This is a genomic window from Duganella sp. CT11-25 (assembly GCF_047302815.1).
Taxonomy (GTDB): domain Bacteria; phylum Pseudomonadota; class Gammaproteobacteria; order Burkholderiales; family Burkholderiaceae_D; genus Rugamonas.
On the sequence record NZ_JBKBFD010000001.1, the window covers coordinates 3893477 to 3908158 of the forward strand.

Below are 14682 nucleotides of genomic sequence, written 5' to 3' on the forward strand. Positions count from 1 at the left end.
GCCCAAGGGCGGCGTCAGTGATTACTTCTTGGCTTTAGCGGCTGGCTTGGCGTCAGCAGCTGGCGCTTCGGCAGCAGCGGCTTCGGCAGCAACGTGGCCAGCTGGTACCGAAGCGGTAGCGATGGTCAGGTTGGCACCGTGGGTGATCGCGGTCACGCCGGCTGGCAGGGTCAGTTCGCCGATGTGCAGCGAGTGACCGACGTCGATGGTCGACAGGTCAACGGTGATGAACTCTGGCAGGTCTTTCGGCAGGCACGACACTTCGATTTCGTTGGCGACGTGGCTGATGGTGGCGCCGTGCAGTTTGACTGCCGGGGACACGTCAGCGTTAGCGAAGTGCAGAGCCACTTTCATGTGCACTTTTTGGTTCGCGTCAACGCGCTGGAAGTCAGCGTGCAGAACCAGTTGCTTGAATGCGTGGACTTGGAAGTCGCGCAGCAGCACTTGCTGGGTCTTGCCGTCGATTTCCAGATCCAGGATCGACGAGTGGAAGGCTTCTTTTTTCAGCGCGTGGTACAGCGCGTTGTGGTCCAGCGAGATGGTCACTGGCGCTTCGGTACCGCCGTAGATGATGCCTGGGGTTTGGCCCGAATTGCGCAGGCGGCGGCTCGCTCCGGAACCTTGCAATTCGCGTTTGAATGCAACAACTTTCATGTGATACTCCAAAAATAACAGGGCTCGCGCCCCGTGTTATGAAGCCCCCGCGACCAGGGTGCTTCGAAAATGAGCTGACTGCGCTCATGAAACCGGGAAGTACAACGGCGCGCCAGGCATTTTCGCCGGGCGCGCCGCTAAAAACTGTAGCGTCGTTTATCGCTTAATCGATAAACAGGGAGATCACCGAATCGCCCTTGATGATGCGTTTGAACGTCTCCGCCAGCAGCGGTGCGCAGGTCAGCTGACGGATCTTGCCGCAAGCCTTGGCCGCGTCGGACAGCGGAATCGTGTCGGTCACGACCAGCTCGTCCAGCGACGAATTGGTGATGCGCTCGATTGCCGGGCCGGACAGCACAGGGTGCGTGCAATACGCGATGACTTTCTTGGCGCCGCGCTCTTTCAGCACTTCGGCAGCCTTGACCAGCGTGCCTGCGGTGTCGACCATGTCATCCATGATCACGCAGTTGCGGCCTTCGACTTCACCGATGATGTTCATCACTTCGGACACGTTGGCCTTCGGACGGCGCTTGTCGATGATGGCCAGGTCGCAGCCCAGGCGTTTCGCCAAAGCGCGCGCGCGCACCACACCGCCGACGTCCGGCGACACCACCAGCAGGTCCTGGTAGTTCTTCTTCTGCAGGTCGCCCAGCAGAATTGGCGAAGCGTAAATATTGTCAACCGGGATATCGAAGAAGCCCTGGATCTGGTCCGCGTGCAGATCCATGATCAGGACGCGCTCGACGCCCGCTTCTTCCAGCATGTTGGCCACTACCTTGGCCGAGATCGCAACGCGCGCCGAACGTGGGCGGCGGTCTTGACGGGCATAGCCAAAGTAAGGGATGGCTGCGGTGATACGGCCAGCGGACGCGCGTTTCAGGGCGTCGACCATCAGGATCAACTCCATCAGGCTGTCGTTGGTGGGAGCGCAAGTCGATTGCAGGACGAAGACGTCTTTACCGCGGACGTTTTCGTTAATTTCGACCATGATCTCGCCGTCGGAAAACTTCGAAACGTTTGCCTTGCCGAGAGGGATGCCGAGATTTTTTGCGACTCCTTCTGCCAACGCAGGATTAGCGTTGCCGGTAAAAACCATCAGGTTTTCGTAAGCCATGGGAGTCCCAGAGATAGTCGTAGAAATTTTTGAAAGATCGCCAGCGGATGCCGCGTGACGCTGTACTTAGTAGGATGATCGCGCTGAGCGAAGCCATCTTTGCTCTACCTGGCCGGAGACTTGCGCCTCGACGGATCCAGATACAAACGAATGGCAGGGGAACAAGGATTCGAACCTTGGTATGCTGGAATCAAAATCCAGTGCCTTAACCAGCTTGGCGATTCCCCTACGCAACTGACTGCTTGTCGCTACAACGGCGAGTATTTTATCGCCAAATTCACGCCAAGCCAAATCTTTTTTTACCCGTCTACAACATTTTAGTGAGTGGATGCCGTGTCAGCGCCTGGGCTTTCCATGCAGTCCACCTGGCAGGCACTTGTTTCAGCACCGCGTCGGCTTCAGCCTGGTTTGCCACCGCACAAAATACACAAGCACCGGAACCAGTCATCCTGGCATCACCGTGAGCACTGAGCCATTCTATCGCCTCTGCTACCGGCGGGAACAAACTCGTTGCCACTTGCTGTAAATCGTTCTTTCCGTACCCTTTCAAACCAGTTTGATTTTCGAGGTAGCTGGAAAAGTCCGTTATTATGACGGGCGGAGTATCCCTTGTCAAATGTTCTGAGCAAAAAATTGCTGCTGTCGGAACGGCAACGCCCGGTTCGATGACGACATACCAACACTCCGGCGCCCGCACCGGCCGCAGCGCTTCACCCACCCCTTCGGCAAAGGCGGTCTCGCCGAAGATAAAGAACGGGATGTCGGCGCCCAGCGGCAGGCCCAGCGCCATCAGCTCGTCCTTGTCCAGCCCGGCGTTCCACAGCTTGTTCAAGACCATCAGCGTGGTGGCCGCGTCGGACGAGCCGCCGCCGACGCCGCCCCCCATCGGCAGCACCTTGTCGATCGCGATGTCGACGCCGCGCGGCAGCGCGCCGCTGCGGCGCAGCACCTCGGCCTGCAGCAGCCTGGCGGCGCGGATGATCAGGTCGCTCTCCTCCGGCACGCCGGGCAAGTCGGTCACGCGGCGCAGCGCGCTGTCGTCGCGCAGCGTGTAGTGCAGCGTGTCGCCGTGGTCGATCAACTGGAATACGGTCTGCAACAAATGATAGCCGTCGGCGCGGCGGCCGTTCACGTGCAGGAATAGGTTCAGCTTGGCCGGAGCCGGGCAGTTTTTCAGCGCAGTTTTCAATTCGGTCATGGCCGGCATTTTACTGCGCGACGGGGTCGATGACGATGCGGATCGCCATGTCGTCGACCGCCTGGCCCAGCGCGATGCGGGTGGCGTCGATGCGTTTCGGCTGCGAATAGGCGGCGCCGTTGCCTTGCAACGGCTCTTGCCACGACACGTAATCGAGCTTCCAGCCGTCGGGCGTGATGACGGTGTCGTTGGCCGGCGTGGCGACGAAGCGGCTGCCGTCGCGCGCCGTCGCATAGCCTTGCAGCCAGTCGCGCAGGCCGGACACCGGCAGCGTCCAGCCCAGCGTTTGCGTGGTCAGGCTGTCGAGGTCGGGCGCGCTGCGCGGCTCCTTGCCGCTTTGCCTCAGCGTCGCCGAGGATGGCGTGACGTTGATCACCGCCACGATCTGCCCGGTCGGCGAGATCAGGCTGACGTCGGTATTGGCCTTGCTTTGCTGCCAGGTGAATTTGCCGTTCAGCGATTCCTGCTTGCCGTCGCGGCTGTAGTTGATGGCGATGCGGCCGGCCAGTTCGACGCTGTCGCGGTAAGGCGCGACGGCGACGCCGGAACGCGGCGCGGAGGTGGTGGTGGCGCAGCCGCCCAGGATGGACAGCGCCGCGGCAAGGATGAGGACTCGCATCATAGGCTTTGGTTGAGGCGCGCCAGCGTGCTCTTCAGCGCGTCGTTTTTCGGATCTTTGCTGTGCGCTTCCTGCCACATCTTTTGCGCGCCGCTGGTGTCGCCCTTGGCGAACAGCACTTCGCCCAGGTGCACGGCGATTTCAGGATCGTTGCGCAAGGCGTAGGCGCGGCGCAGGAAGGCTTCGGCCTCCTTCAGGTTACCCATGCGGAACTGCACCCAGCCCATGCTGTCCATGATGAAGGGATCGCCCGGCGCCATCTTCATCGCCTTGTCGATCAGCGAATACGCTTCCGGCAGCCGCTCGTTGCGTTCGGCCAGCGAATAGCCCAGCGCGTTGTAGGCGTGCTGGTTGTCGGGCGCGGCGATCATCACCTGGCGCAGCGCGGTTTCCATCAGCTCCAGCCGGCCCATCTTCTCGGCCACCAGCGCGAAGTCGTACAGCAGGTCGGGATTGTCGGGATAGCGCTTGACGGCGTTTTCCAGCACCACGTAGGCGGTGCGGTGGTCGCCGGCGTCGCGCAGCAGCTGGGCGTCGGCCTGGAACACCTGCGCCTGGTCGGCGGGGTCGGCCGGCTTGAGCTCGGCCAGCTGGCGGCGGGCCTCGTCGACATTGCCCTTGCGCGCGGTCAGCGTCGCCATCTTCATGCGCGCGGCCAGGTAGATCTTTTCGTCGCTGCCGTCGACCTTTTCCAGCCAGTTGTAGGCGGCGTCGGCGTCGCCGCGCTGCTCGGCGATCTGCGCCAGTATCATCAGCACCTTGGACGGATCGCGGTCGTCGCTCGGATGGTCGGCCAGCACGACGACGAAACGGGTGAAGTATTTTTCCGCGTTCGGCACGTCGTTGGTCTGCATCGCCATCACGCCCAGCGCGTACAGGGTGGCGATGTTGTCCGGCTGGTCCTTCAGCAGGGTCAGGAACTCCTGGCGGGCCGGCTCGTACTGCTTGGCGTCGACCAGGATGCGGGCATAGGCGGCGCGCACTTCGCGGGCGTTCGGGTATTTCTCCAGGAAGCCGGTCAGCACCTTGATGGCGGCGTCGAGGTCGCCGGAGACTTGCGCCGTGGTCAGGATCGCCAGTTCCGAATCGGGCTTGATGGCCAGCGCCCTGGCCGCTTCGGTGCGGGCGCGATCGACGTCGTTCAAGGCAAAGGCGCCCTGCGCCAGGATCAGGTGGGATTCCTGCATGTCGTCATACGGCATCAGCACGCGCTCTTCCAGCCTGAAGGCGGCTTGCTTGTCCTTGGCGCGCAGCAGGAACTGCTGCATCTGCATCATCGCCAGCCCGCGCACGGCGGGCTGCGCCTCTTTCAGGCGTTTCTCGAAAATCTGTTCGGCCTCGGTCAGGTCGTCCATGACGACGGCGAAGCCGAGGAAGTACTGGGTGGCCTCGTCCGAGTCCGGCGCCAGGCTGCGCCACAGGCGGATCGCCGACAGCGCCTCCGAGCCCTGCTTGGCGGTCAGCGCCATTTCGGCGGCGCGGCGCGCCAGGCGCGGGTCGCGGGTCTGCTGCGCCAGCGCCATCATGGTGATGTAGGCGCCCTGCCACTGGCCCTGCTTGAATTCCAGTTCAGCCTTGGTGATGCGGAACAGCAGATCGCCGGTCAGTTCATTATTCGGCAACACCTCGGGCGTCGCCGGCGTCTCGGCCACCGCCAGCGCGGCCTCCGGGTCGGCGGCCGGCGTTGCCGGCTGCGGCGCAGGGGCCGAGCCGGCCTGTTTTTGCGGAGCAACGGCGCACGCCGACAGCAAGGCGGAGAGGGTTACAATGGCGAAAGCGTTTTTCAAAGGGAGATCCTGGCAGGTCGGAAGGTACGGTCAGATTTTACGCCCATCGCATCGATTGCGTGTTTTGACTAGTGTAACCAAATATTCCGTTACAGCCAGGCGTGCTCCCCCATTATTTCCGTAGCCAGCCATCCAGATGCCAGAATTACCAGAAGTCGAAGTTACCCGGCGCGGCGTCGCGCCCCATATCGAAGGCCGCACCGTGCATGCCGTGGTGCTGCGCCGCGCGGGCTTGCGCTGGCCGTTTCCGCCCGCGCTGCCGCAGCTGCTGGCGGGGCGGCTGGTGGTGCGCACCGGCCGCCGGGGCAAATACCTGCTGCTGCATTTCGAGCACGGCACGCTGATCATCCACCTGGGCATGTCCGGCCACCTGCGGGTGCTCGATCCCGGCATCGCGCCGGAAAAACATGATCATTTTGATCTCGAAGTGCAGGGGCCGGAAGGCCGCCAGGTGCTGCGCATGAAGGATCCGCGCCGCTTCGGCGCCGTGCTGTGGCACGACGACGCCGACGGCCTGCTGGAGCACCACGTGCTGCTGCGCGACCTGGGCGTCGAGCCGCTGGAAGCGGGCTTCACCGGCAAATTGCTGTACGATCAGACCAGGACGCGCAGCGCGCCGGTCAAGCAGGTGCTGCTGGCCGGGGATATCGTGGTTGGCGTCGGTAACATTTATGCATCGGAAAGCCTGTTCCGGGCCGGTATCAACCCGAAAACGCCCGCCAGGCGCATCAGCCTGGCGCGCTATGAGAAACTGGCGCAGGCGGTGCGCGAGATCCTGGCCGAGGCCATTGTCCAGGGCGGCAGCACCCTGCGCGACTTTATTAGCGTCAACGGCCAGTCAGGGTATTTCCAGCAGACGTATTTCGTCTATGATCGAGCTGGCGTACCCTGCCGCATTTGCGCGGCGCCGGTACGGCAGATCAAGCAGGGGCAGCGATCCACATTCTACTGTGTGAATTGTCAAAAATAAGGACAGCCAGCATGATGGTCAGGGATTTCGAGCAATACAGCGCATGGCGGCAAGGCGTGGTGACGGCACTGAAGAATTACCAGTCCTGGGTGGCCGGCGCCTCGCTGGCCGACGCCGCCACCGACCAGCGCATCGCCCGCACCTTGGCGCGGCTGGCCGACGACAAGCTGTCGGTGGCCTTCGTGGCCGAATTCTCGCGCGGCAAGTCCGAGCTGATCAATGCGATCTTCTTTGCCGACTACGGCCAGCGCATCCTGCCGTCCGCCGCCGGCCGCACCACCATGTGCCCGACCGAACTGCTGTACGACCCGAGCTTCGCGCCGTCGATCCGGCTGCTGCCGATCGAGACGCGGGCCGAGAACCTGTCCACCAGCGACTACCGCGACCAGCCCGGCGCATGGACCGTGCTGCCGCTGAACCTGGACGCCGGCGCCGACATGCACGAGGTGTTCAAGCAGGTCAGCCTGACGCGCCATGTGCCGGTCGAGGAAGCCAAGCGCTACGGCCTGTACGACGAGGACGACCCCGACATGCCGGTCACGCTGGACGACCACGGCCTGGTCGAGATTTCGCTGTGGCGCCATGCGATCATCAACTTCCCGCATCCGCTGCTCAAGCAGGGCCTGGTGATCCTCGATACGCCGGGCCTGAACGCCATCGGCACCGAGCCGGAGCTGACGCTGAACCTGATCCCGAACGCGCACGCCGTGCTGTTCATCCTGGCCGCCGACACCGGCGTGACCAAGAGCGATATCGAGGTCTGGCGCAACCACATCGGCGCCGGCGCCGGGCGGCTGGTGGTGCTGAACAAGATCGACAGCATGTGGGACGAGCTGCGCAGCGAGGCCGAGGTCAACCTGGAGATCGAACGCCAGCAGGCCAGCGTCGCGCACGTGCTGGCGCTGGAGCCGCGCCAGGTGTTTCCGGTGTCGGCGCAAAAGGCGCTGGTCGGCAAGATCACCAACGACGAGGCGCTGCTGGCGCGCAGCCGCCTGCAGGCGCTGGAAGGCGCGCTGTTCGACGAGCTGATCCCGGCCAAGAAGGAAATCGTCCGCAAGCAGTTGAGCGAGGAATTGCAGGCGGTCAGCGCGGCGCAGCTGGCGATGCTGAACGCGCGCGTGCGCGGCATCGTCGAGCAGTTGCACGAGCTGAAGAGCTTGCGCGGCAAAAACCAGAGCGTGATCACCCACATGATGCGCCGCATCGATGTCGAGAAAAAAGAGTTCGACGCCAGCCTGTTCAAGCTGCAGGCGACGCGCGCGGTGTTCACGCGCCTGTCGACCGAGCTGTACACCAGCATGGGCATGGACATCGTGCGCGACGACATCGAACTGGTGCGCGAGGAAATGCAGCGCAGCCGCTTCTTCACCGGCGTGCGCGAAGCGGTGCGCGGCTACTTCGAGCGCATCCGCGCCAACCTCGATGCGTCCGAGCACAAGACGCTGGAGATCAGCGAGATGATGGGCGTGATGTACCGCCGCTTCTCCAACGAGCACGGGCTGACGCTGGCCTTGCCGATGCCGTTCTCGCTGGAGCGCTACCGCGACGAGATCGCGTCCATCGAGGCGATCTACTACAAGCAGTTCGGCACCGCGACCCTGATCACCACCAGCCGCGTGGTGCTGATGGAGAAGTTCTTCGATACCATCGCCTCGCGCGTGCGCGGCTGCTTCAAGTCGGCCAACAGCGATGCCGAGGCCTGGCTGAAGGTCATCATGGCGCCGCTGGAGGCGCAGATCCGCCAGCACAAGGATCAGTTGAAACACCGGCTGGCGTCGATCCAGCGCATCCACGATGCGACCGACAGCCTGGAACAGAAAATCGATGCGTTCGAGAGCAGCCAGCAACAGCTGGAGGCGCAGAAGGCGCGTCTGAACGAATTGGCGGGCAATATCAGCATCGCCATCAATGCGGAATTCGTGGCGCTGGACGCCGCGGCTTAGTTAGGAAAAGAATGAAGGTTGTCGCAGTAGAGAATTTTGCGGATCCCAGTTTCTCGGCGGATCTGATCGGCTGGCAAAAAGTGCATGGACGCCATGTGCTGCCTTGGCAAAACACCCGCGATGCGTATCTGATCTGGCTGTCGGAAATCATGCTGCAGCAGACCCAAGTCTCTGCGGTATTGGGCTATTACGCGCGCTTCCTGGAACGCTTCCCGACGCTGCGCGACCTGGCGGCGGCCCCGGTCGAGGATGTGATGGCGCAGTGGAGCGGCCTGGGCTACTACACCCGCGCGCGCAACCTGCACAAGTGCGCCCAGCGCGTGGTGGCCGAGTACGACGGCGTGTTCCCGTCCGATCCGGTGCTGCTGGCGGACTTGCCGGGCATCGGCCGCTCGACGGCGGCGGCGATCTCGGCGTTTTCCAGCGGCACCCGCGCGGCCATCATGGACGGCAACGTCAAGCGCGTGTTTGCGCGGGTGTTCGGCATCGATACCTTCCCTGGCGAAAAGAAGACCGAGGAAGCCATGTGGCGCCGCGCGGAGGCGCTGCTGCCGGAGGCCGGCATCGAATCCTATACGCAGGGCTTGATGGACATGGGCGCCACCCTGTGCACGCGCAGCAGCCCGTCGTGCGAGCGCTGCCCGATGCAGCCGCGCTGCGTGGCCTTCGCCACCAGCCGCACCAAGGACCTGCCGGTGCGCAAGCCGAAGAAGACGTCGCCGGAAAAACATGCGGTGATGCTGGCGATTATCGATCGCGGCCAGGTGCTGCTGGAACAAAGGCCGCCAAGCGGGATCTGGGGCGGCTTGCTGTCGCTGCCGGAACTCGACGGCCATCTGCCGGCCGGGGATGACGACGTGCCGCCGGCGGACGACGACGCGCTGATGCTGGCGGTCGGCCGGTTCGGCGAGATGGAGTCGCACGAGCGGCTGTCGACGGTGACGCATGTGTTCACGCACTACAAGCTGCACATCGCGCCGTACCGCGTGACCCTGGCGCGCCGGCTGCAGCTGGCCGCCGAATCCGGCCACGTCTGGTACGACGCCGCCAGGCTGGCCGACGCCGCCCTGCCCGCGCCGGTCAAGAAGCTGCTGCTGGAACTGGTCGGCGACAGCAGCGCCGCGCAGCAACGGATGTTTTAGAAGTCAGTTGGGGAAACCAGCAATAATGGCGACAACGAAAACGATCCCTACGACCAAGGCCACCCATTTTGTCGTGGCGATTTCCGACTGCGCAAGATCCTGCTTGCTGGCGTAATTAGCTCGCAGAACGGCCAGCTCTGACTTAAGCGTGAGCACGTCACGTTCCAAGCTCTCGACTCGCGCGTCTTTATCCATGATCTGGCAATCCTGGATCGAGCAAGCACCGACGTCAAGGCTGCACGATTGAGCCGGCTCAAAGTTCGTCGAGGGAAAACAGGCGGCGGTGTTCGCGGATGGCGTAGCGGTCGGTCATGCCGGCGATGTAGTCGGCGATCTTGCGCGCCTGCTTGCCCACATCGCCCGACTTGTCCTGGTAATCCGGCGGCAACAAGACCGGCTCGGCCATGAAGGCCGCGTACAGCTCGCGCACGATGCGGCTGGCCTTGACCCGCATGCGGTTGACCTTGTAGTGACGGTAGAGATTCTCGCGCAGGAAGCGCTTGAGCTCGGTGGCATCCTTGCGCATCGGATCGGAGAAGCGTATCAGCGGCGGCGCGGCGCGCACGTCGTCCAGGCTGTTCGGCGCGGCGTCGGCGATCAGCGCGCTGCTGGTGGCGATCAGGTCGTCGGCCAGCGCCGTGATCAGGCGGCGCAGGGTTTCATAAATCGCGCGGCGGCCCGACAGGCCGGGGAAGGCCTGCTGCACGTCGCGCCACAGCCGCGCGAAGAATTCCACCTGCTCCAGCTGCTCGATGGTGATCAGGCCCGAGCGCAGGCCGTCGTCGATATCGTGGCTGTTGTAGGCGATCTCGTCGGCCAGGTTGGTCAGCTGCGCCTCCAGCGACGGCTGCGTGCGGTCGATGAAGCGCACCGCGACCGGCCCCAGCAGCTTGGCATTGTTCAGCGAGCAGTGCTTGAGGATGCCCTCGCGCGTCTCGAACATCAGGTTCAGGCCGTTGTAGGCGCCGTAGTGCTCTTCCAGCTCGTCGACCACGCGCAGGCTCTGCAGGTTGTGCTCGAAGCCGCCGTGGTCCTTCATGCATTCGTTGAGCACGTCCTGGCCGACGTGGCCGAACGGCGTGTGGCCGAGATCGTGCGCCAGCGAGATCGCCTCGACCAGGTCTTCGTTCAGGCGCAGGTTGCGCGCCAGCGAGCGGCCGACCTGCGCCACCTCCAGGCTGTGCGTCAGCCGGGTGCGGAACAGGTCGCCTTCGTGGTTCAGGAACACCTGGGTCTTGTATTCGAGCCGGCGGAAGGCCGACGAATGGATGATGCGGTCGCGGTCGCGCTGGAACTGGCTGCGCGAGGCGTGCGCAGTCTCCTCGAAACGGCGGCCGACGCCGCCCGCCGAATGGGCCGCGTAAGGGGCGAGGAATGCGTCGGGCAGCATGTGGCGCTCCGCTTAGACGCAGGCCGCCAGCGTGGCCAGCAGCAGCTCCTGCGGCGCGTTGGTGATGCTCGGCGCGCCCAGCGGCTTGAGCAGGATGAACTTGATGGCGCCGCCCTCGTTCTTCTTGTCGACCTCCATCAGCTCCAGCCAGCGGGCGGTGCCCAGGTCCGGCGCCTTGACCGGCAGGCCGGCCGCCGCCACCAGCGCGCGCACGCGCGCCACCGTGGCTTCGTCGACCAGGCCCATGCGTTGCGACAGATCGGCCGCCATCACCATGCCGCAGCCGACCGCTTCGCCGTGCAGCCATTCGCCATAGCCCAGGCCGTTTTCGATGGCGTGGCCGAAGGTGTGGCCGAAATTCAGGATCGCGCGCAGGCCGCCTTCGCGTTCATCCTGGCGCACCACGTCGGACTTGATCTCGCAGGAACGGGCGATGGCGTAGGCCAGCGCGCCCTTGTCGCGCGCCATCAGCTTGCCGATGTTGGCCTCGATCCAGTCGAAGAAGGCGGCGTCGATGATGGCGCCGTGCTTGATCACTTCGGCCAGGCCGGCCGACAGCTCGCGCGCCGGCAGGGTTTCCAGGGTCGCGGTGTCGGCGATCACCGCGCGCGGCTGGTAGAACGCGCCGATCATGTTCTTGCCCAGCGGATGGTTGATGCCGGTCTTGCCGCCCACCGAGGAATCGACCTGCGACAGCAAGGTGGTCGGCACCTGGATGAAATCGATGCCGCGCATATAGCTGGCGGCCGCGTAGCCGGTCAGGTCGCCGATGACGCCGCCGCCCAGCGCGATCAGCGTGGTCTTGCGGTCGGCCTTGTTCTCCAGCAGCGCGTCGAAGATCCGCATCAGGCTGGACCAGTTCTTGAATTCTTCGCCGTCCGGCAGGATCACCGACATGACTTGCTTGCCGGCGCTGCGCAGGCCGGCCTCGATGCGCTCCAGGTACAGCGGGGCGATGGTGGTGTTGGTGACGATGGCGACCTTGCCGCCGTTGACGTGGCGCGCCAGCAGCGCGGCGTCGTTCAGCAGCGACGGGCCGATCGAAATCGGGTAGCTGCGCTCGCCCAGCTCTACATTTAACAGGATGGTGGATTGTTCGTTCATCGATGGTTCGGCGTGAGTGACGCAGTGGGGCGAGGCCTCGCAGGCCATCGTTTCCAGCTGGGTCATGATGGTTTGGACCATCGATTGTACGTTAGGTCGGCCGGTATCGATTACTACATCGGCAATTTCCATGTACAAAGGATCACGGATCGCCATCAATTCTTCGAGTTTCTTGCGCGGATCGGCCGTTTGCAGCAGCGGCCGGTTCTTGTCGTGCGCGGTGCGCTGCAGGATGCTGTGCACGCTGGCGCGCAGATAGATGACGGTGCCGCGCGCCTGCAGATAGGCGCGGTTGTCCGGATTGAGGATGGCGCCGCCGCCGGTGGCCAGCACCAGGCCTTCCTGGCCGGTCAGCTCGCGGATGACATCGGCTTCCCGCCGGCGAAAGCTCGGTTCGCCTTCAATTTCAAAGATCCACGGGATGGAGGCGCCGGTGCGGGCCTCGATCTCGTGGTCGGAATCAATGAACCTGAGCCCAAGCTTGCGGGCCAGGATGCGGCCGATGGTGGTTTTCCCTGCCCCCATCAGGCCGACTAGAAACACATTTTGCATGCACGATCCAACTATAGCGGGTTACTGCACGACGTCGCCACCCCGTATGGACTGTTCACACCCGGCGGGGTGAGGGTCAGGGAGGCGTAGTCTGTGCTCAATCCCAGCAAGTGTACCAGAGAGGTGTAGGTCGACTCGCTGCCGCTGGCCTGGCCGCGGATCGTCAGGTTGACATCCAGCCAATACACGCGGTCGCGCGGGTAGGTCAGCGAGACGCTGGCCTGGCCGCTGGCGTCGGTGGTGACGCTCGGCGTGACCGTCACCGGGATGCCCGGCTCCAGCGTGCCGTTGGTGTTGATATCCTCGCCGGCGTCCAGGATGCCGTTGTTGTTGACGTCCTCGTTGGCGCAGGCGGTGCGGGTGACCGGCTGCCACGGGCCGGACGGCGCGGCGAAGCCCAGCGAGCCCTTGTAGTAGCTGGCCGGCAGCACCGAGGCCGTCAGCTTGACGCCCGGCACGGCGTTGCCGGCGGCGTCGGTCACGATGACCGCGTAATCCATCCGGTAGGTGGCGGTGGTCGGCACGCCGACGGTGTTGCCGGTGCCGGCGCTGATGAACAGCGATTTCTGCGCCACCGTCAGGCGCGCCACGGCGGTGGCGTTGGAGCCGCCGACCAGGCGGGCCTGGATCTGCACGCCGTTCAGCGCCGAGGCGGTGGTGCCGGCGATGAAGCTGGTGGTGGCGGTGCCGTCGGCGCCGGTGGTCACCACCGCCGGCTGGGTCAGCGAACCGCCGCTCGGGTCGGACAGGATGGAGAAGGCCACGGTGGCGTTCTTGACCAGGTTGTTCTGCGCCGTGCCGTCGCGCACGATGGCGCGCAGCGTCGCCTGCTGGCTGGTGCTGCCGCTGATGTTGACGCCGACCACGGCCGGATCGGCCTGCACGGTGATGGTCGACAGCGCGGTCACCGGCGCGATGAATTCCAGGTCGGTCTGGGTGGTCAGGCCGCCGGCGTTGGCCGTCAGCGTGGCCACGCCGGGGCCGGTGGCGTTGACGTAGGCGTTGGCGGCGCCGCCGCTCACGACCAGCGGTCCGCCCAGCACCGACGTGCAGCCGGCGTCGGTGTAGATGGTGCCGCGCGAGCTGCTGACGGTGACGCTGGCGCCCGGCGCGCCGGTGATCGACACTTGCTGGCAGCCGCCGATGGCGGCCGAGGTGGCGACATTGCCGCCGGCGTCCAGCACGCGCACCGCGAAGGACGAGGAGTTGATGGCGATGCTGGCCGAGGCCAGTTCGCCCATCGACTTGACGGAGATCACGTCGGAGCTGCCGCCGCTGGCCGCGTAGCTGAGGATCAGCTGGCCGGCCGCGTTGGTGAGCGCCGAGCCGCCGCCCTTGACGCTGAGCGTATTGGCGTTGGAGGTGTAGGTCACCGCCTTGCCGCTCAGCGCATTGCCGGCCGAATCGACCAGCTTGACGGTGACGTCGGCGCTGGAACCGACGTTGATGGTCGGCGCCGCGTTGATGGTCAGCTTGTTGCCCGAGACGTTGACGATGGCGGTGGCCGGCGCCGCGCCCGGCACGGTGGCGGTGATCTTGATCGCGCGGGTGGTGGCGTCGCCGCCGGTGCCGAGTTTTTCCGTCACGATGCCCTGGGCGTCGGTGACGCGGCTGGTCAGCGACAGGCTGCCGGAGTCGGACTTCAGGTCCACGGTCACGCCCGGCATGACGGTGTTGTTGGCGTCGCGCACCAGCGCCCGCACGGTCACTTCATTGCCGGCGGTGCCGGCCGAGGCCAGCGTGCCGTTGTCGGTGGTCAGCGACAGCGTCGGCACGGCGTTGACCACCTGCACCGTGATCGCCGCCGAGGTCGCCGAACCGCTCTTGGCGGTGATGGTGATGGTGCGCAGCGAGGAGTCGCCCGTGACGCTGAGCTTTTCCACCACCTGGCCGGAGGCATCGGAAATGCGGTTGTTGCTGGAGACGGTGCCGGAGCTGACCGTGAAACTGACGGTCTCGCCGGACAGCGCGTTGCCGCCGGCATCCTTGACGATCGCCGTCAGCGTCACTTCGGTGCCGGTCAGGCCGGACGAGGCGATGGTCGGGGCGCTGGACTGCACCGTGACGCTGGCCACCTTCGACGGCGCCACGCCGTTGCTGTTGCTGCCGGGCGAACCACCGCCGCCGCCGCAAGCGGCCAGCAAGCCGGCACTAGCCAGTGCCGCCAGCCATCCTGTGATTTTTTTCATGACGCTATTTCCCATTGAAC

At 64.7% G+C, this 14682-nt stretch carries 12 protein-coding genes and 1 tRNA gene; 3 read left to right on the forward strand and 10 right to left on the reverse strand.

All coding sequences use genetic code 11. From position 1 onward, the window contains the following. Positions 1–21: 21 nt before the first annotated feature. From ACEN9F_RS16705 to ACEN9F_RS16730, 6 genes are all read right to left on the reverse strand, one after another. Positions 22–654 (reverse strand): 50S ribosomal protein L25/general stress protein Ctc, encoded by a 633-nt coding sequence (locus ACEN9F_RS16705; RefSeq protein WP_413421436.1) that lies wholly within the window; start codon positions 652–654, stop codon positions 22–24. Between the two features lie 163 nt (positions 655–817). Further along, on the reverse strand, positions 818–1768 hold the full coding sequence (locus tag ACEN9F_RS16710) for a ribose-phosphate pyrophosphokinase (RefSeq protein ID WP_413421438.1): 951 nt from the start codon (positions 1766–1768) through the stop codon (positions 818–820). A 151-nt stretch (positions 1769–1919) separates the two neighbouring features. Next, positions 1920–1996, reverse strand: a tRNA-Gln gene (locus ACEN9F_RS16715). A 79-nt stretch (positions 1997–2075) separates the two neighbouring features. Further along, positions 2076–2966 (reverse strand): 4-(cytidine 5'-diphospho)-2-C-methyl-D-erythritol kinase, encoded by an 891-nt coding sequence (gene ispE, locus ACEN9F_RS16720; protein WP_413421440.1) that lies wholly within the window; start codon positions 2964–2966, stop codon positions 2076–2078. 10 nt (positions 2967–2976) lie between these two features. Beyond that, positions 2977–3588, reverse strand: a complete 612-nt coding sequence (locus ACEN9F_RS16725) for an outer membrane lipoprotein LolB (protein WP_413421442.1) — start codon at positions 3586–3588, stop codon at positions 2977–2979. Then, positions 3585–5372: a tetratricopeptide repeat protein gene (locus ACEN9F_RS16730; RefSeq protein ID WP_413421444.1), complete on the reverse strand. Its 1788-nt coding sequence runs from the start codon at positions 5370–5372 to the stop codon at positions 3585–3587. Before ACEN9F_RS16730 ends, ACEN9F_RS16725 begins: the two co-directional genes overlap by 4 nt. A gap of 136 nt (positions 5373–5508) precedes the next feature. Between ACEN9F_RS16730 and mutM the strand changes: the two genes are divergently transcribed. From mutM to mutY, 3 genes are read left to right on the forward strand one after another with little or no spacing between them, the layout of a single operon-like run. Then, on the forward strand, positions 5509–6342 hold the full coding sequence (gene mutM, locus ACEN9F_RS16735; protein WP_413421446.1) for a bifunctional DNA-formamidopyrimidine glycosylase/DNA-(apurinic or apyrimidinic site) lyase: 834 nt from the start codon (positions 5509–5511) through the stop codon (positions 6340–6342). 14 nt (positions 6343–6356) lie between these two features. Then, positions 6357–8285: a dynamin family protein gene (locus tag ACEN9F_RS16740; RefSeq protein WP_413427090.1), complete on the forward strand. Its 1929-nt coding sequence runs from the start codon at positions 6357–6359 to the stop codon at positions 8283–8285. A gap of 11 nt (positions 8286–8296) precedes the next feature. Next, positions 8297–9427, forward strand: a complete 1131-nt coding sequence (gene mutY, locus ACEN9F_RS16745; RefSeq protein WP_413421448.1) for an A/G-specific adenine glycosylase — start codon at positions 8297–8299, stop codon at positions 9425–9427. Positions 9428–9430: 3 nt separating this feature from the next. Here mutY and ACEN9F_RS16750 read toward each other — a convergent pair whose 3' ends face one another. Genes ACEN9F_RS16750 through ACEN9F_RS16765 form a run of 4 tightly spaced genes read right to left on the reverse strand, consistent with a single transcriptional unit; the run spans position 9431 to position 14662 of the window. Further along, entirely contained in the window at positions 9431–9622 is a 192-nt protein-coding gene (locus ACEN9F_RS16750) for a hypothetical protein (protein ID WP_413421450.1), read from the reverse strand. Between the two features lie 58 nt (positions 9623–9680). Further along, positions 9681–10817: a deoxyguanosinetriphosphate triphosphohydrolase gene (locus tag ACEN9F_RS16755; RefSeq protein WP_413421452.1), complete on the reverse strand. Its 1137-nt coding sequence runs from the start codon at positions 10815–10817 to the stop codon at positions 9681–9683. A 12-nt stretch (positions 10818–10829) separates the two neighbouring features. Beyond that, positions 10830–12473: a bifunctional shikimate kinase/3-dehydroquinate synthase AroKB gene (aroKB, locus tag ACEN9F_RS16760; protein ID WP_413421453.1), complete on the reverse strand. Its 1644-nt coding sequence runs from the start codon at positions 12471–12473 to the stop codon at positions 10830–10832. A gap of 11 nt (positions 12474–12484) precedes the next feature. Next, positions 12485–14662: a beta strand repeat-containing protein gene (locus tag ACEN9F_RS16765; protein WP_413421454.1), complete on the reverse strand. Its 2178-nt coding sequence runs from the start codon at positions 14660–14662 to the stop codon at positions 12485–12487. Positions 14663–14682 lie beyond the last annotated feature (20 nt).